Below are 15993 nucleotides of genomic sequence, written 5' to 3' on the forward strand. Positions count from 1 at the left end.
GATGATCACCGACTGGCACACACTCAACCGCGAACCCAGCTTGCCGGGGTTGTACGCACGAGCGGCGACACGGCGCAAAATCACCGGCACCACCCTGCCCGATTCGGGCTTGCGTTGCTGGGTCGAAGTCGATCCCAAGCGCCTGTCGGCCTATCGCAAGGTCTGTGGTTTCGCCGACAACGGCCTGCTACCGCCGACCTACCCGCACATCCTCGGGTTTGCCTTGCAGATGCAGTTGCTCACGGCCAGGGACTTCCCGTTCCCGCTGCTGGGCCTGATACACCTGAGCAATCGCATTCGTATACTGCGCCCCATGGGCGGGGTGAATCGGGTGCGCGTCAGCGTACAAGTGCAGAACCTGCAACCCCACGCCAAAGGCGCGACGTTCGATTTGTTGACCAGCCTCGACGATCAGTTGGGGCCGTTGTGGGAAGCAGAAAGCCGGATGCTCTGTCGCGGCGTCAAACTCGAGGGTGAACCGCCGGAAGAACCTCTGACAACCAACCTGGCCTTGAGCGAAATCGAGCACTGGAAAGCGCCCTCGGACATCGGCCGGCAATACGCCAAGGTGTCCGGCGACTACAACCCGATCCACCTGAGCACGGCCAGCGCCCGACTCTTCGGTTTCCCGACCGCCATCGCCCACGGCTTGTGGAACAAGGCGCGCACGCTGGCTGCGCTGGCCGGGCACCTGCCAGCGGCGAATGTCGAGATCGCGGTGCAATTCAAGAAGCCGGTACGGTTGCCCAGTGAAGTGACGTTGCTGGCCAGTGCGCCGGGACCTAGCGGGGATCTGCAGTTGGTGGGCGCCGGGGATCTGGAGCATATGGTCGGGCAGTGGCGGCCGGTTGCCTGACAAGGCTGATGTCTGTGGCGAGAGGGCTTGCACCCTCGCCACAAAAGCTGCGTGGTCAGTCTTGCGGATCGAGATTATCCAACGCCCGGTTCACCGCCAGCTCACCCAGCATGATCACCTGCGCAATCCCCAGCATCGTATTGCGCTGCGAGCCTTCCAGAAACCCCGCGAAATCACTCGCCATCACACTCGCCGACGCCAGTGATTCACAGGCGTGGGCCAGCAGGGTTTCAGTGTCGATGTCCGGAGCGATGACGAACATCGTGCTGGGCTTGTGGGTGACAGGTTGCCTAGGTGGATTGAGGTAGTGATCGAGGGCGCGGTCGGCGGCTTCGTGGAGTTTGTTTGAGTGGGGGGATTGATAGGGGGAAACCTCGTCGGTTTCGGGGGGATTTGGGGTGGGTTTGAACATGGTGAAGCTCCATTCTTGGATTTGGAGTTCGCCATCACTGCGACCAAGCAGAAGGGTGGCGAACCGTACGCAGGTTGGTCGACCAGGGAATGGAAACCCGGCAGGGCCTGGGCCCTCCCACGCACAGCTCGCCATTAAGCAAGCACAAAAATGCCGCTCGCGCGGCACTGTGCGCCATTCTAAACCCGGGCGACCAAACCCGATCACTGATTTTGCAGCGACAGACAAAGGCTAGAGATCGCGCTTCTGACGGACAACCTGAAAAACATGTCGGAGGTTTCCTCGGGACTTGAGGAAAACTACACAGGATTGGTCGGCTGACAGGCCGTCTTCGCTGGCAAGCCAGCTCCTACAGTTGATCAGAGTATGCCTGCAAGAGATTGGTCGGCTGGCAGGCCGCCTTCGCTGGCAAGCCAGCTCCTACAGTTGATCGGCGTACACCGACGCTTTTCACCACTCATCAGGCCGAGCGTTAGCTCGCCTGCAGCTTTTGATCTTGATTTACCCGCCCCCTCGGGAGGCTGAGTGGAGGTGTTCATCCGGGGATGGGCGCGCAGCGCCGTTCGACGCAGTCGAACTCATTGCATGTAGGTCGTCGCGAAGCAGACCGGAGGGCAATGCCCCCGGATGAATACCGGAGCGAAGGAACGCCGAGCCTAAGCGAGGGGCCGTACGTAAGGGGCGAGACCTTTGGTTCCTTTGGGGCGTTTGCCAAAGGGACTCGCCGTAAGGGCGAAACCATAAGCCGCCGTTACCGCAGCAATGGATATGTACACCATCCAAAAAAAACCCCTGTGGATGCACAGGGGTTGAGAGGCCGGCTGATTCTAGGATGCGTGCGGCGGGTAGTTGGCCAATATCCGCGTGACCGTTTGCCAGATCGCATCGCGACGATCCGTCGGGTTCGGCGTGCGACTGAGTATCTGTTCGTCACTGCCGCGCCACACCAGTTTGCCGTCCTTGCCATCGAGCAGGTCGATCTGGATGGTCGCCACTTTGTAGCTGACATTGCGGGTTTCGTTGTACATGGGGGCGCCGTAGTAGCCATACCAAGGGTTACCCCAGCCGCCGCCGTAATTGGTGGTCACCTGTTGTTGCCGCTCTTCGACAATCAGGTAGGTCTGCACATTCAAATCGCCCTTGGCGCCTACAGCAGCCGGACGCAGACCGCGCTGATCCAGTTGATCGGCAACCGCCTGACGGACGCGCTGTTCGGTCAGGTCGCTCTTGATTCGAGGATCATCGGGACGGTATTGCAGGGCGGGTTCTTTCCAGGTCCAGCTGCGATAGGCAGCAAAGTCGCGGCTGGCGTCGAAGTCATGATTGACCTGGTTGGCGGCGCAGGCACTGAGCAGCGCGGCCACTGCCAGTAAAACAAAACGGCGGAACATGATGATTCTCCGGTAGAAGACATGATCCTGTGGAATGCTTCTTATCTACAAGAAGCTAACTAGGAGGATACGCCGACATTGCCTTTTCCACAGCCTCCCGTATGGTATCGGCGCGCTCGCTTTCGCTGCCCCGGTTGCCGGTTTCAGCACTGGAGCTCCATATCGGCTGACCACTTTTGGCGTCAAACATGTCCACCTGCACGACCACGACCTGTTCCCGATAGGTACGGATGATCGGCACGGTGGCATATCCGCCATATCCAGGGCCGTAGCCGTTGTAGCCACCATAACCGCCGCCGTAATAGTCGTCCCGAACCTGACGCAAGCGGGTTTCCATCCGCAGGTCGGCGCTGACAAACAGGTCCGCCGGACGATTGTCATGCAGCGGACGCAAACCCCGCTGATCCAGCGCATTGCTGACCGCTTCGGCGATCTGCGCCGAGTCGGCCCAGGCGGTGCCCGGTGGCAGATGCCCATCGAGCCAGGCCCAACTGCGATAACGTCCATAGTCACGCGGCGCTGCCGGGTAAGCGCTGCGATCAAAAGTATTGGCGGCCTGGGGTGGCGCCGATGGCAAAGGGTTGGAAGTGGCCACATAGGGGTTGCTGCCCTGACAAGCGGCCAGCCCCACGCAGAACACCAGCACACCTGAATGATTTTTCATTTCGTGCTCCGATCAGACAGGCCGACAGATCCAGTGCAAGTAACGCCCAAGCCCGGCAAAGCTTGGATGACGGCGATGGGCCAGTTCCATTTCGAGCAGGTCCACCAGTTCGGCACGGGCCTGGAATTCCACCGGCATGTAATCGTGAAAAACTCGCACGCCACTCTGTATTTCGACCTTCCACAGGCCTTCAAGTTGCGCCGCCAGCTCGCGCGGATCAAGGGGCTGCTGCGGGGTCAGGCTCTGCTTTTCACCGGCCATGTCGTTCTTGCGCATCTTGCGGAAATGGCCTTTGAGCAAGTTGCGATAAATCAGCGCATCGCGGTTGTAGAACGCCAGGGACAGCCAGCCATCCGCCTTGGTCAGTTGATGCAGCACCGGCAGGATGGCGTGGGGCTCGGCCAGCCATTCCAGCACCGCATGGCACAGCACCAGATCGTAAGGTTTGGTGAGCTGCCCGAGCAGTTCCTGCCAGGGTGCCTGAATGAATGTGGCGCTCTGCCCGGCTTCGGCAAAACGCTGGCGGGCGCCTTCGAGCATCGGTTCGGCAGGCTCGGCGAGGGTCACCTGATGGCCGCGCTCGGCCAGCCACAACGACATATGGCCAAGGCCGGCGCCGATGTCCAGAACGCGCAGCGGCCGGTCGGGCAAGGTTTCGGCCAGATCGGCCTGCAACACCGCCAGACGGATCGCACCTTTGGCACCGCCGTAGATTTTTTCGGCGAAACGGGTCGCCAGTTGATCGAAATGACGGTCGCTCATCAGTTGAACCTCCGTTCGCTGTCCGCCAGTTTGCTGCGCACCACGGCATCCATGTCCAGGCCCAGCTCACTGCACAACAGCAACAGATAAAGCACAATGTCACCGACTTCCTGCCCGGCGTGGACGAGTTTGTCCGCCGGCAACTGGCGTGACTGGTCTTCGGTCATCCACTGGAAAATCTCCACCAGCTCGGACATTTCCACGCTCGCGGCCATGGCCAGGTTCTTCGGGCTGTGAAATTGCCGCCAGTCATTGCGGTCACGGATGGCGTGCAGGCGTTCGGTCAGTTCAACAAGGTTCATCGGGCTCTCCTGAAGGCGTATAGCTTCGGGGGGATCACAGGTGAAGGCAAGGGGCAGAAGATACATGCTCATCTGTGCAACCCTCTATGCTTGTGGGAACTCGGCAGCATGATCGACAGCCCAAGACTCAATTCTCTTTAATCAGGACGTTCACTCCATGCAGGTAGAAGGTTTTTCCGAATGGCTCGGCCAGGTACTCGGCTCGATCATCCGCTTCATCGTTGATGGCCTCAGTGGGCTGTTCAATCTGTTGAGCAACGCCAGCAGCAACTTTATCGAAGGCTTGTCCCAAGCGCTGGGCATGGATACCTCGGTCGTCAGCATCGTGACCCTGATCCTCGGGCTGCTACTGCTGTGGTCGGCGATCCGCGCCTTTCTCAATGCGTCGTTCATCATGGGGATTATCTGGTTGGTGCTGGGGCTTTGGTTGCTCAGCTGGATCATCCACTGACACCATCAATTCCTGTAGGAGCCGGCTTGCCGGCGAAGGCGTCCTCCAATATTGCATCGCACTTGCGGACGCCTTCGCTGGCAAGCCAGCTCCTACATTGGAGCGCGGCATATCCGGAATGTGCCGCTACAATGCCTGCTCCCAAGGAGCCTGCATGTCCAACCTGACCGCCGACTGGCGCGACCGCCCTACCCATCGCCGGGTCTGGGCACTCGCCGCGCCGATGATTCTTTCGAACATTTCCGTACCGCTGGTGGCACTGGTCGACAGCACCGTCATCGGTCACCTGCCCCATGCCCATCAACTTGGCGCCGTCGCGGTCGGGGCCAGCCTGTACACCTTCCTCGCCTGGGCCATGGGCTTTCTGCGCATGGGCTCCACCGGGTTCGCCGCCCAGGCGGCGGGGCGCGGGGATGGCGCGGCCTTGCGGCAGATTCTGTTGCAAGGCCTGCTGCTCGCCATCGGCCTGGCCGTGGTGTTGGGTGCGGTGGGCGTGCCATTGAGCGCGATCGCATTGCACTTCATGCAACCGTCGGCTGAGCTCGATCAACTGACCCGCGAGTTCTTCCACACCCGCCTGTTCGGCCTGCCGGCGGCGCTCGCCAGTTATGCACTGGTCGGCTGGTTTCTCGGCACCCAGAATGCCCGGGCGCCGCTGGCGATTTTGCTGACCACCAACCTGGTCAACATTGCCCTGAACCTGTGGTTCGTCCTCGGCCTGGAATGGGGCGTGGTCGGTGCGGCCAGGGCCTCGGTGATTGCCGAATGGACCGGTGCACTGATCGGTTTGCTGATGACTCGCAAAGCCCTGCGCGCCTACCCCGGGCCTATCGTTTGGGCGGCATTGGCGCTGTGGCAGAGTTGGCGGCCATTGCTGGCGGTCAACCGTGACATCTTCATCCGCAGCCTGGCGCTGCAATCGGTGTTCTTCCTGATCACGGTGCAAGGCACGCGGCTGGGCGACGCCACGGTCGCCGCCAACGCTCTTTTGCTCAATGGCCTGCTGCTGACCGCCCACGCCCTCGATGGCCTGGCCCACGCCGTCGAAGCCCTGTGCGGACATGCGCTTGGCGCCCGCGACCGCGATGCCCTGCGCCGTTCATTGGTGGTGGCTGGTGGCTGGTCGTTGCTGGCGAGCCTGGGGTTCGCCGCGCTGTTTCTGTTCGCCGGGCATCTATTCATCGAAATGCAGACCAACATTCAGAGCGTACGCGACACCGCATTCATCTACCTGCCCTACCTCGCCGTGCTGCCGCTGATTGCCGTCTGGAGTTACCTGCTCGACGGTCTGTTCATCGGCGCCACCCGCGCCAGGGAAATGCGCAACGGCATGCTGCTGACCGTGGCGCTGGTGCTGCCTATCGGCTGGGCACTGCAAGGCGGGGGCAACCATGGCCTGTGGATAACCTTTTTGTTGTTCATGCTCCTGCGCAGTCTGACCCTTGGCGTGATTGCCTGGCGCCTGCGCCGTCACGATGGCTGGTTCGCTGGCAGCACTCACTGAACGGGGCGACCTCATGACCCGGGTGGATCGTTCTGCCACAAGTGACGCAGGCTATCGAGGCGTTCCTGTTGAGTCCGCCCCGGCAACGGCTGCACGGGCACGGCGTCGGGATACTGCAAGCGCAGCCATATCCAGCCATCAAGCACCGGGCGCTCGCTGAAACCCAGCGCCACCCCTTCTTGCACATAGGCCCACAGGCGAGAGAAATCGGCACCGGTGGATTGGCTCCAGCGCCAGGCCTGCTGCTCGAGCAGGCAGGTTTGCAGTTTTTCCTGTTGCCCGGCGCTGAGGTTCTCCTCGACTGCCAACGGGCTGACCGCCAGCCTCGGGTTGGACAAGCGCTGCCAGCCCTCACATCCCATCGCGCGGTCGGCCCAGCTGCCACCGAACCAGCGCAACTGGTTGATGGGCCCGAGCCAGCGACTCAGTTCAACGGCATCGCTGGCATCGAAGAAATAGCTTGCCGTGATCGGGTTGTAGTAGCTCAAAAGGGCCCGGTGCAGGCCAAGCGTGACCGTGAGCATGCGCCGCAAATGCGCCAGCAACGACGCAGCGCTGGCCTCGCTGACCATCAGCAATCCGGGCCAGCGTTGTCCGTCGACGATGCATAAATCGGCCAGTGCCGGGCAGGTGCGCAGATCGACCAGGACCGGTCCCTGCTCATGCAGCGCATGCCACTCCGTGCCTTCGAACAACCCTGACCACCGGGCTTGCGCAAACATCTGCCGAAGTGTGGCACCCGCCTGCGGCGTGCCCGGCACATCCAGCAACAGCCACTGCGGGGGTGCCTCGGGCGTGCGTGTGGCGATCATGCTCCAGAGCTCTGGCCAAGCTGCGTCGCCAGACGACAGGTGCACAACGCCTGTGCGCAATGGTTGAAACTGCCACCGCCGGGCAGCAGGCACAACACCAGCAATGGCTCCCCCGACCGCAACCATTGCTCCAGGCCCTCATCATGGGTGCAGCCGGGCTGGGGGGTGTCAGCGTCCGTCACTTCGACCGTTGCCGGCGCATGCAGCAGCCCGGTTATCTGCGGTTGATCGGGATCGCCTTCGACAAAACCCACGACCAGTTCAGTCCCTTCCCGCAATGGCAAGAACGTCGATGCCTGCAGTTGCCTGGCCAGGGGTAACCAGCAATGGCTGGGCGCAGCCCCTTCGCCCTGATAAAGCCAGTCGAACTGCACCGGTACCGGCCTTGCCGGGTCGGGGCTTGGTTCATCGACCTCGACGACCCACGCCCGTTGCAGGCTATGCATTTGTGGTTTGACCGTCACACAGGGCGGCGCGAAGGGTGTCGGCCACTGCAGGGCACGGGCCTGATTGTGGTAAGGCGTCGCCGTATCCTGACTGCCCCAATGCTCAACGTGGGTTAGCAACCAGAGGCGATTGCATTCGGCAACCGGATGACCGGACAGCGGCATCAGCCGACCGCTGCGCAGGGTCACCAGGTCTGTCCGGCATTCGGCACTCTGCGCCGCTGTCCCACCGCAGTGCTGACGTTCGAACTGCCGCACCGCCGGCCGATCGCCCTCGCTGCGCAATACCGCAGGTTCGCCGGTTGGAAAATGCTGATGATCATCCCCAAACACCACACAGTGCCCGCGAGCCCGGTGTTCGAAGCGGTAGTGAAGCCGTTCCTGGGCGCACAGTCGCTGCAGAAACTGCAGATCCGACTCTCGATATTGCGTGCAGAAATCCCGGGGCGGGTATTCGCCGCTCAGCGCCAAGCGTCGATCTTTGCCGGTAATGCCGTGCTCCTTGAGCACCCGGTCGAGTATTTGCGGCACTGAAAGGGCGCTGAAAATTCGTTGGCTGAAGCGCTGGGCCAGGCATGCCAGTTTTGGCCCCAGACGCACCTGGCAGAGCCGGGGTCCCGAGGCATGATCACGCTGGACGAGTTCATGCAATTGTCCATGCACGTGGCTTCCAGCTGGTCCGAAATGCAACGAGGCCGGGCGGTACAGCAAACTGGCAAGGTCAAGCACCGGGTCATCGATCAGCAGTTCCAGGTCGAACACGAACGGCTCGCTGATGGCCTCTTTACCGGTAAAGGCCAGGACCTCAAAGGAGTCGGGCAGACCTGCTACATCCAGACGAAATGACGGTTCGCTGACTGGATTGAACATCGGCGTTTCTCTACAGGAGGGGCGGTCGGGGATTCTCGCTGAGAGACATGGCCGAGTAGAGTGCCGAAATACAAATTAGGAAATAACCTACGCGAAAAGGAGACCAAATGCTTTGGGTGGCCGAGGACGCGGGAAATTTCGCCTGGAATAGGAGAATTGCCGCACCAGGTCATCTGAAATTTCCGCGGCAAACGGAAAATTTTCAGACAACCTGATGAGCATGGCGCTTACCTCAGGAAGACAGGTAAGACGAACGGGTCAGCCCCAGACGCAAGGCATCGAGGAACTGCGTGCGCTCGGTGGCGCTGATGCGGGCACTGGCACACTTGTCGCGGTAGTGAGTCATCAGCTCCTCCGGCGACAAATGCACGTAACGCAGCATGTCTTCGATGGTGTCGTGGGTTTCGATACCCGCGTGGTACACGCTACCGTCGGCGTTCTGATAGATGTTCACCGAGTCGGTGTCACCGAACAGGTTGTGCATGTCGCCAAGAATTTCCTGGTAGGCGCCCACCAGGAAGATCCCCAGCAGATAGTCTTCACCTTCATTCAGACCGTGCACCGGCAAGCTGGTCTCGATGCTCTGCTCGTCGACGTACTGCTTGATCTTGCCGTCGGAGTCGCAGGTCAGGTCTTGCAGCACGGCACGGCGCAGCGGCTCTTCGTCGAGTCGGTGCAGCGGCAGGATCGGCAGGACCTGGCCGATGGCCCAGGTGTCCGGCAGGCTCTGGAATACCGAGAAGTTGCAGATGTACTTGTCAGCCAGCTTGTCGTTGAGTTCGTCGAGCACCTGACGGTGAGAACGCTGACGGGCTTTCAACGAGTTGTGCAGGCGGCGGCAAACGGCGAAGTAGCATTGCTCGGCCAGGGCTTTTTGCGCCAGGGTCAGCTTGCCATCGGCGTATTGAGTGGCCACGTCGCTCATGTAGTGCGTGGCGCGCCAGTAAGTCTCGGTGACCATTTCGATGTCGGTCGGGCCGAGCAGGTCAACCAGCCACTGCACGGTTTCCGGCAGCTCTTCCTTGTTATCGATCTTCGGCACGTCGTCGTTGTGTTTCTCGACGTCGGTCACCTGCACCACCAGCATGGCGTGGTGAGCGGTCAGGGAGCGGCCGCTTTCGGAGAAGATGTTCGGGTGCGGCAGGCTCTGCGCGTCGCAGAACTCCTTGAGCATCCCGACGACGACACCGGCGTAATCGTCCATGTCGTAGTTGATCGAACTGGCGTTACGCGAGTGAGTACCGTCGTAGTCCACGCCCAAACCGCCGCCGACGTCGATGTGATCCACCGGCAGGCCAAGGTTGCGCAACTCGCCGTAATAACGGATCGCTTCCTTGAAGCCGTGCTGGTAGTCCGCCAGGTTGGCGATCTGCGAGCCCATGTGGAAGTGCAACAGGCGAATGCCCTGATCCAGACCGGCAGCGCGGAAACGCTCGACCACCGACAGCAGTTGCGCCGCCGACAGGCCGAACTTGGATTTTTCACCACCGGTGTCTGCCCACTTGCTCGACGCCAGGGACGACAGACGCACGCGCAAGCCGACCTGCGGCTTGACCTTGAGCGCCGCCGCTTCTTCGATCACCAGACCGACTTCGGATTCTTTCTCGATCACGATGAACACGTTGTGGCCGAGCTTCTGGCCCATCAGCGCCAGACGGATGAACTCGCGGTCCTTGTAACCGTTGCAGACGATGGTGCCGCCCTTCGGCGCCAATGCCAGTACCGCCAGCAGTTCCGGCTTGGAGCCGGCTTCCAGACCGATGGAAACGTTCTGGGTAGCAATGATGTTTTCGATCACCGCTTCCTGCTGGTTAACCTTGATCGGGTACAGCGCGGTGTACTTGCTCTGATATTCCAGGCGCTCGATGTTGGCGTCGAACGCACCGGTCAGCTGACGCACGCGGTCTTGCAGGATGTCGGGGAAACGCACCAGCAATGGCAAGGACAAACCGCTTTTGCGCAGTTGGTCGACTTGCTCGAACAGGTCGATAGGCGAACTGGTCGGGCCGTTCGGACGAACTTCGACGCGACCGGCGTCATTGATCGCGAAATACCCGGCCCCCCAATGGCGAATCCCGTAAACACTGCGGCTGTCCGCAACTGTCCATTGGCTGCCATCGTCTTTGCGTGTGCGTCGTACGGACATCGAAGTCCCCTATAAAGAAGTCATAGAGCGTCGCCTGGGTTCAGGCCGGCGCAGTCTAAAGTATGAAAATGACGGTTCGTCAACGAGGGGGTAGACCTCGCTGACCGCAGTGAGTTTAGAAACCAGTCATGAACAGGCTCTGTGAAAACCATGGAGACGACGCCAGACCAGAATGAACGGGACTGGATCAAGCCGTGGGTGGCTTTCACAGAGGCTGCTAGCCGCCGGACTTCTTCGCCTTGAAACCGAGCTTGATCAGTTCTGCCAAGAGTAGCTCGACATGATCGCCCTGGATTTCGATGACACCGTCTTTCAACGCGCCACCGGTACCGCAACGTTTCTTCAACGTCGTGGCCAGTTCCTTGAGCGCGTCTTCAGCCAATGGCACGCCGGTGATGGTGGTCACCGTCTTGCCGCCACGGCCCTTGCTTTCGCGACGCACGCGTGCAATGCCGTCACCGGCCGGGATAACGGTCTGTTTGCAGATGCAGGCGTCCACCGGTTTACTGCATTCCGGGCAATGACGACCTGCGTCGGTGGAAAATACCAGGCCGCCCAGGGCGGCGAAGGATGCGGCTTTTTTGGCCACCGGCAATCCTCTTCGGAGGACAAAGACTGGTCGCAGCACTCGGGAAGGCTATCGACCGCGAAGCCCCACTCAGGCAGGGGCAGCGCTACTGAAACGGTACGACTCTTTGTAGGAGCTGACGAGTGCAACGAGGCTGCGATCTTTTTATTTCGACGCAAAAGCAAAGTCAAAAGATCGCAGCCTGCGGCAGCTCCTACAACGGGCAATACCGGTTCAGTTTGAAAAGTCGCGCAGTGTAACGGCAAAAACGCCGATTGCTAAGAGCCAATCGGCGCCAATTTATAGCTGTTTTGCGACGTCGATCCGGTGTGAGCGCAAATAGCGCTTCAACGCGGCCAGAGAGTCCGGGCAATAAGGCTTTTGCCCGATTTCCAGCATGACCTGATCAATGGGGATAAAGCGCGCTTCCAGCACCTCTTCCGGTTGCAGGATCAACGGGCCGTCCCATACCGCCGAGAACGCCGAACACCACAGGCGATTGCCGGTGTCCTCGAAGAAAAAATGGTCATGAGCGGTCAGTTCCACGCCACTCACTCCCAGCTCTTCCTCCAGCTCCCGGGCCGCCGACTCGGCGTAGGTTTCACTGGCGAGCACCATGCCGCCCGCCGCCACGTCCCAGAAACCGGGATAGATCGCCTTGCTCAGGGTGCGCCGGTGCACGCACAACTCGCCAGCGGAATTGAACAACATGATGTAGGTGCCACGCCCGATCAGCCCGCGCTCGCGCAAGTCGGAACGGACCAGGGCGCCGAGCAGGTTGTCCTGCTCGTCGACCCAGGCGATCTGTTCGGCATCGGACGCCGCGCGGTGCGCGGCTTCCCTGGTGTTATCGACCATGACTCAGCCCTGATTGAGCAATTGACGCAAATCGATCACCGCGGCGTTGGCCCGGGAAATGTAGTTGGCCATGACCAGCGAGTGGTTGGCCAGTACGCCGAAGCCACTGCCGTTGAGGATCATCGGGCTCCATACCGGCTCCTGCGACGCCTCCAGTTCACGAATGATCTGGCGCACGCTGACCGTGGCGTTCTTCTTTGCCAGTACGTCGGCGAAGTCGACTTCAATGGCGCGCAGCAAATGCGACAACGCCCAGGCCTGGCCGCGGGCTTCGTAGAACACGTTGTCGATTTGCAACCATGGGGTTTCAACGATTTCTTCGTCGACCTGCGGCGCCACGCCCGGTGCTACCACCTCGGTTTTCAACGCGGTGTTGAGCTTGACTCGGCCCACACTGGCCGACAGCCGTTGCGACAGCGAACCCAGACGGGTGCCGACATCACCCAGCCAGTTGTTCAGGTTATCGGCGCGGGCATAGAACAGCGCGCTCTTCTGGTTCGGATCGGACAGGCGCGCCTGATAGCGACTCAGAGAATTGATGCCTTCCTGATATTCGGACTCGCTGGATGGCAGCACCCAGCTCTTGTTGTCGAAGTTGAAACGCGGCTCGGCCTTGGCCAGGTCGGCGTCTTCGGCGGACTGCGACTGCGAACGGGCGAAGTCTTTACGCATTGCCCGGCTCAGGTCGCGGACCTGCACCAGCACACCGTATTCCCAGCTCGGCATGTTGTCCATCCACAGGCCTGGCGGAAATCGGTCGTTGGAAATATAGCCGCCCGGCTTGGTCAGCAAGGTGCCGGCGACGGTCTTCAGGGTTTCCACTGTGGTGTAGCCAACGACCATCTGCTTGCCTTCTTTCTCGGCCGCCAGTTGAGCGGTCTGCTGGACCGGGAACAGCGCCGGCTCCTGGCTCCAGTACCAGCCCAGGACACTCGCCACCAACAGGTAGATGCCCAGCAAAGTGGCCAGCGCCCGGCTGAACAACAGACCGCCCAGATAACTGCGGGTCTCCGACTTCGGTTCAGCGGCACGTTCAGGCGCACTGCCTGTGCGGTTCTTCCAGTCCAGCATGGCGATATCCTTTCAAGCTCTTGAGGTCAACGGTTCGACCACAACCATACAACAACGTGCCTTGGCCCGGCACCCGCCATCGCACCGATGCGGAAAATTACCGGTCTTGCGGATGAAAAGAGTTCCTGCCCACCAGATGACTGTGTTGCCGTCGAAATCCTCCTAATGGTTTGGATGACACGCCCCAAGGGAATCCCTGCTCCCTGAGGCCAATAAAAACTGGCCGATCCGCACCGCTCAGACCGCCGTAAATGACCAATGGTCTGTCACCCGCCAATTGCTGCCCTACGCCCGTCAAGCGCCCTGATTCACGGCACTTCGCCTCCGCACACGGCGACTAAACAGCCCAGAATCAGACCGATCGATCACAAATTGAATGAAGCGACATTGCAGATTATTGACGTACAGCACTCATGTAATGGAAAAGTGGTGCTAGCATAGAGCCACCAGTCGACCTCAGCGTGCACCCTAACTAGTAGTCAGGATATGACCGAGCCAGAAGACCCCAGCCGCGAGCGCCTCAAGCACCACTTTGCCCAGCGGGTAATTCATCAGGCTCGTCAGATTCTTGAGATATGGCAGCGCCTGCAACGCAGTGAGTGGTCCACCGCCGACCTGTCGGAATTGAGCGAGGCCAATCTGCGTCTGCTGCGTTTCGCCGAGCGTTTCGAACAACCGGAACACACGCAATTGGCACGTCACATCGGTCAGTCCCTGGAGGCGGTCGACGCCAATCGCGGACGCCTGAGCAGCGGCCTGATCACCGACCTCAATCGCTTGATGCAGCGCCTGTCACGTACCGGCCTGCGCCATGGCGACCAACTCGATCAGACCTTCCTGCCACCGCTGCGCAAGCCCGTCTATGTGATGCTGCAGGATCACGGCCGCGCCGAGCGCCTGGCCAAACAACTGGAATTCTTCGGGCTCAGTGCCCAGTCCCTGGACAGCGTAGACGCGTTTCGCTCATCGATGGTCGAGCGCTTGCCGGCGGCGATTGTCATGGACGTGGATTTCAGCGGCCCCGGCGTCGGCCTGAAACTGGCCGCCGAAGCCCAGGAAGGCCTGGACCATCGCTTGCCGCTGCTGTTCTTCAGCCTGCACGAAACCGACACCCCGACCCGCCTCGCCGCCGTGCGTGCCGGCGGCCAGGAGTTCCTCACCGGTACCCTCGAAGCGTCGAGCCTGCTGGAGAAGATCGAAGTCCTGACCTGCGTTGCCCAGTACGAACCTTATAAAGTGCTGATCATCGACGACTCCCGCGCCCAGGCCCTGCACACCGAGCGCCTGCTCAACAGCGCAGGGATCGTCACCCGGACGTTGATCGAGCCGATCCAGGCCATGGCCGAACTGGCGGATTTCCAGCCGGACCTGATCATCCTAGACATGTACATGCCGGCCTGCACCGGCACGGAACTGGCCAAGGTGATCCGCCATAACGACCGTTACGTCAGCGTGCCGATCATTTACCTGTCGGCCGAAGACGACCTGGACAAACAGCTCGACGCCATGAGCGAAGGCGGCGATGACTTCCTGACCAAACCGATCAAGCCCCGGCACCTGATCACCACCGTGCGTAACCGCGCGGCACGGGCACGCAACCTCAAGGCACGAATGGTCCGCGACAGTCTCACCGGCCTGTACAACCACACGCATATCCTGCAATTGCTCGAAGACTGCTCGTTCCGCGCCCGCCGCGAAAGCAAGCCGCTGAGCTTTGCCATGCTCGACATCGACCATTTCAAACGGGTCAACGACAGCCACGGTCACCCCATGGGTGACCGGGTGATCAAGAGCCTGGCGCTGTTTCTCAAGCAACGCCTGCGCAAAACCGACTTCATTGGCCGCTACGGTGGTGAAGAGTTCGCCATTGTCATGCCGGACACCGATATCGAAGCGGCCTACAACGTGCTTGATGAAATCCGACAGCGTTTTGCCGAGATTCACTACCCCGCGCAACCCCAGGATCTGTGGTGCACCTTCAGCGCCGGGTTGGTGGAGTTATGCGAAAGCTCTGACAGCCTGATGATGGCCAGTCAGGCAGATGATGCGCTGTATCGCGCCAAACATGGCGGACGCAATCGAATACAGGCCGCTCGCACACCAAAGCAAAGTGCCACTTTTTTATCGGAGTCGACCGATACAGTCATAACCCTGTAACAGAAACGCAATAACTTCAGGCACTTACCATTTCTGCCGTTGGTAGTCCGTAATGCGCCTGAAGCTGCTGACCAATCTCAATACCCTCCTTCTGGTGGCCGTGTGCGTGGCCCTCGGCGCTACGCTGTGGTGGTCGCAGAAGGCCCTTGAGCGTCCGTATCTATTAATGGAGCGCTACCTGGGCCTGTCGCAGCAGTTTCAGAATGAAGTGGCCCGCAGCGTCGAGGATTACTTGGGCAGCGGCGATGCACTGCGCCTGAGCAGTGCCTCCCAAGGCATCGACAGCCTGAAGAAAGAACTCGGCGAATTGCCACCGGCCTTGGCCGAGACGCTGCGCCCCAGCCTGTCGACCCTTGAAGAATTCAGCAAAACCGACCTGCTGGCCGCCGGCAAACTGGCAGGCGATCCGCAGGCCTTGCTGCTACAGGCCGAGCGGGAACTGGGTGCCAGTCTCGATCAGCTCAGCCAGTACGCCAGTGGCAATGCGGCCTACCTGACGCCGCTGCTCACCGCATCGCAGCACCTGGGCAAATTGTCCCTGGCCCGGGACAAACTGGTCAGCAGCGGCCGCAGTGAACTGGCCTTCGATGTCGAACGCGAAGTGGCCAACATCCGCACCCAGGCAGAGAAACTCGACGCCCTGCCCTTGCTGGGCGTGACCACCAGCAACGAGTCGAACACCGACGATTTCGCCTCGATGATGGGCCTTGAGAACAAGGAAAA

15 protein-coding genes are annotated in these 15993 nt (G+C 60.7%); 4 read left to right on the forward strand and 11 right to left on the reverse strand.

Annotated elements, in window-relative coordinates:
- Position 1: 1 nt before the first annotated feature.
- Positions 2-856, forward strand: a complete 855-nt coding sequence (locus AC1D19_RS14235; protein ID WP_477763601.1) for a MaoC family dehydratase — start codon at positions 2-4, stop codon at positions 854-856.
- Between the two features lie 55 nt (positions 857-911).
- Here AC1D19_RS14235 and AC1D19_RS14240 read toward each other — a convergent pair whose 3' ends face one another.
- From AC1D19_RS14240 to AC1D19_RS14260, 5 genes are all read right to left on the reverse strand, one after another.
- On the reverse strand, positions 912-1268 hold the full coding sequence (locus AC1D19_RS14240) for a DUF6124 family protein (RefSeq protein WP_477763602.1): 357 nt from the start codon (positions 1266-1268) through the stop codon (positions 912-914).
- Positions 1269-2095: 827 nt separating this feature from the next.
- Positions 2096-2659 carry a DUF4136 domain-containing protein gene (locus tag AC1D19_RS14245; RefSeq protein ID WP_477754455.1) on the reverse strand — a complete coding sequence of 188 codons (564 nt, stop codon included), beginning with the start codon at positions 2657-2659 and terminating at the stop codon, positions 2096-2098.
- Between the two features lie 55 nt (positions 2660-2714).
- The gene (locus AC1D19_RS14250; protein ID WP_477763603.1) at positions 2715-3323 is read right to left on the reverse strand and encodes a DUF4136 domain-containing protein; all 609 of its coding nucleotides are present in this window, start codon (positions 3321-3323) and stop codon (positions 2715-2717) included.
- A gap of 12 nt (positions 3324-3335) precedes the next feature.
- On the reverse strand, positions 3336-4085 hold the full coding sequence (locus AC1D19_RS14255) for a methyltransferase domain-containing protein (RefSeq protein ID WP_477763604.1): 750 nt from the start codon (positions 4083-4085) through the stop codon (positions 3336-3338).
- On the reverse strand, positions 4085-4387 hold the full coding sequence (locus AC1D19_RS14260; protein ID WP_477763605.1) for a MazG-like family protein: 303 nt from the start codon (positions 4385-4387) through the stop codon (positions 4085-4087). The genes AC1D19_RS14255 and AC1D19_RS14260 overlap by 1 nt, the downstream gene beginning before the upstream one ends.
- Positions 4388-4544: 157 nt before the next feature.
- Here AC1D19_RS14260 and AC1D19_RS14265 point away from each other — a divergent pair, with 157 nt between their 5' ends.
- Both AC1D19_RS14265 and AC1D19_RS14270 read left to right on the forward strand, forming a co-directional pair.
- Complete coding sequence (locus tag AC1D19_RS14265) at positions 4545-4838, forward strand: hypothetical protein (protein ID WP_477763606.1); 294 nt, start codon at positions 4545-4547, stop codon at positions 4836-4838.
- Between the two features lie 154 nt (positions 4839-4992).
- The gene (locus AC1D19_RS14270; RefSeq protein ID WP_477754459.1) at positions 4993-6342 is read left to right on the forward strand and encodes an MATE family efflux transporter; all 1350 of its coding nucleotides are present in this window, start codon (positions 4993-4995) and stop codon (positions 6340-6342) included.
- An 11-nt stretch (positions 6343-6353) separates the two neighbouring features.
- Here AC1D19_RS14270 and AC1D19_RS14275 read toward each other — a convergent pair whose 3' ends face one another.
- The 6 genes from AC1D19_RS14275 to AC1D19_RS14300 form a co-directional block, all read right to left on the reverse strand.
- Positions 6354-7154: a DUF4123 domain-containing protein gene (locus tag AC1D19_RS14275; RefSeq protein WP_477763607.1), complete on the reverse strand. Its 801-nt coding sequence runs from the start codon at positions 7152-7154 to the stop codon at positions 6354-6356.
- On the reverse strand, positions 7151-8470 hold the full coding sequence (locus tag AC1D19_RS14280; protein ID WP_477763608.1) for a type VI secretion system Vgr family protein: 1320 nt from the start codon (positions 8468-8470) through the stop codon (positions 7151-7153). Before AC1D19_RS14280 ends, AC1D19_RS14275 begins: the two co-directional genes overlap by 4 nt.
- 232 nt (positions 8471-8702) lie before the next feature.
- Positions 8703-10616 carry an arginine decarboxylase gene (speA, locus tag AC1D19_RS14285; protein WP_115947750.1) on the reverse strand — a complete coding sequence of 638 codons (1914 nt, stop codon included), beginning with the start codon at positions 10614-10616 and terminating at the stop codon, positions 8703-8705.
- Between the two features lie 217 nt (positions 10617-10833).
- Positions 10834-11205: a translation initiation factor Sui1 gene (locus AC1D19_RS14290; protein WP_007991289.1), complete on the reverse strand. Its 372-nt coding sequence runs from the start codon at positions 11203-11205 to the stop codon at positions 10834-10836.
- Positions 11206-11484: 279 nt separating this feature from the next.
- On the reverse strand, positions 11485-12042 hold the full coding sequence (locus AC1D19_RS14295; protein WP_477754463.1) for an NUDIX hydrolase: 558 nt from the start codon (positions 12040-12042) through the stop codon (positions 11485-11487).
- A gap of 3 nt (positions 12043-12045) precedes the next feature.
- Positions 12046-13113, reverse strand: coding sequence for a DUF2333 family protein (locus AC1D19_RS14300; protein ID WP_108219840.1), 1068 nt, complete (start codon positions 13111-13113; stop codon positions 12046-12048).
- 486 nt (positions 13114-13599) lie between these two features.
- On the opposite strand from AC1D19_RS14300, the gene gcbA reads away from it, so the two are divergent.
- On the forward strand, positions 13600-15270 hold the full coding sequence (gene gcbA / locus AC1D19_RS14305; protein ID WP_477763609.1) for a diguanylate cyclase GcbA: 1671 nt from the start codon (positions 13600-13602) through the stop codon (positions 15268-15270).
- The last annotated feature ends 723 nt before the right edge of the window (positions 15271-15993 follow it).

It is taken from the genome of Pseudomonas sp. P1_C12 (assembly GCF_056406435.1).

What these genes read in the sequence shown, in the direction of transcription:
- AC1D19_RS14245 (WP_477754455.1), bottom strand. Translation starts at nt 2,659, where the DNA reads ATGTTCCGCCGTTTTGTTTTACTGGCAGTGGCCGCGCTGCTCAGTGCC.
- gcbA (WP_477763609.1), top strand. Translation starts at nt 13,600, where the DNA reads ATGACCGAGCCAGAAGACCCCAGCCGCGAGCGCCTCAAGCACCACTTT.
- AC1D19_RS14250 (WP_477763603.1), bottom strand. Translation starts at nt 3,323, where the DNA reads ATGAAAAATCATTCAGGTGTGCTGGTGTTCTGCGTGGGGCTGGCCGCT.
- AC1D19_RS14295 (WP_477754463.1), bottom strand. Translation starts at nt 12,042, where the DNA reads ATGGTCGATAACACCAGGGAAGCCGCGCACCGCGCGGCGTCCGATGCC.
- AC1D19_RS14270 (WP_477754459.1), top strand. Translation starts at nt 4,993, where the DNA reads ATGTCCAACCTGACCGCCGACTGGCGCGACCGCCCTACCCATCGCCGG.
- speA (WP_115947750.1), bottom strand. Translation starts at nt 10,616, where the DNA reads ATGTCCGTACGACGCACACGCAAAGACGATGGCAGCCAATGGACAGTT.
- AC1D19_RS14275 (WP_477763607.1), bottom strand. Translation starts at nt 7,154, where the DNA reads ATGATCGCCACACGCACGCCCGAGGCACCCCCGCAGTGGCTGTTGCTG.
- AC1D19_RS14240 (WP_477763602.1), bottom strand. Translation starts at nt 1,268, where the DNA reads ATGTTCAAACCCACCCCAAATCCCCCCGAAACCGACGAGGTTTCCCCC.
- AC1D19_RS14280 (WP_477763608.1), bottom strand. Translation starts at nt 8,470, where the DNA reads ATGTTCAATCCAGTCAGCGAACCGTCATTTCGTCTGGATGTAGCAGGT.
- AC1D19_RS14265 (WP_477763606.1), top strand. Translation starts at nt 4,545, where the DNA reads ATGCAGGTAGAAGGTTTTTCCGAATGGCTCGGCCAGGTACTCGGCTCG.
- AC1D19_RS14255 (WP_477763604.1), bottom strand. Translation starts at nt 4,085, where the DNA reads ATGAGCGACCGTCATTTCGATCAACTGGCGACCCGTTTCGCCGAAAAA.
- AC1D19_RS14260 (WP_477763605.1), bottom strand. Translation starts at nt 4,387, where the DNA reads ATGAACCTTGTTGAACTGACCGAACGCCTGCACGCCATCCGTGACCGC.
- AC1D19_RS14235 (WP_477763601.1), top strand. Translation starts at nt 2, where the DNA reads ATGATCACCGACTGGCACACACTCAACCGCGAACCCAGCTTGCCGGGG.
- AC1D19_RS14300 (WP_108219840.1), bottom strand. Translation starts at nt 13,113, where the DNA reads ATGCTGGACTGGAAGAACCGCACAGGCAGTGCGCCTGAACGTGCCGCT.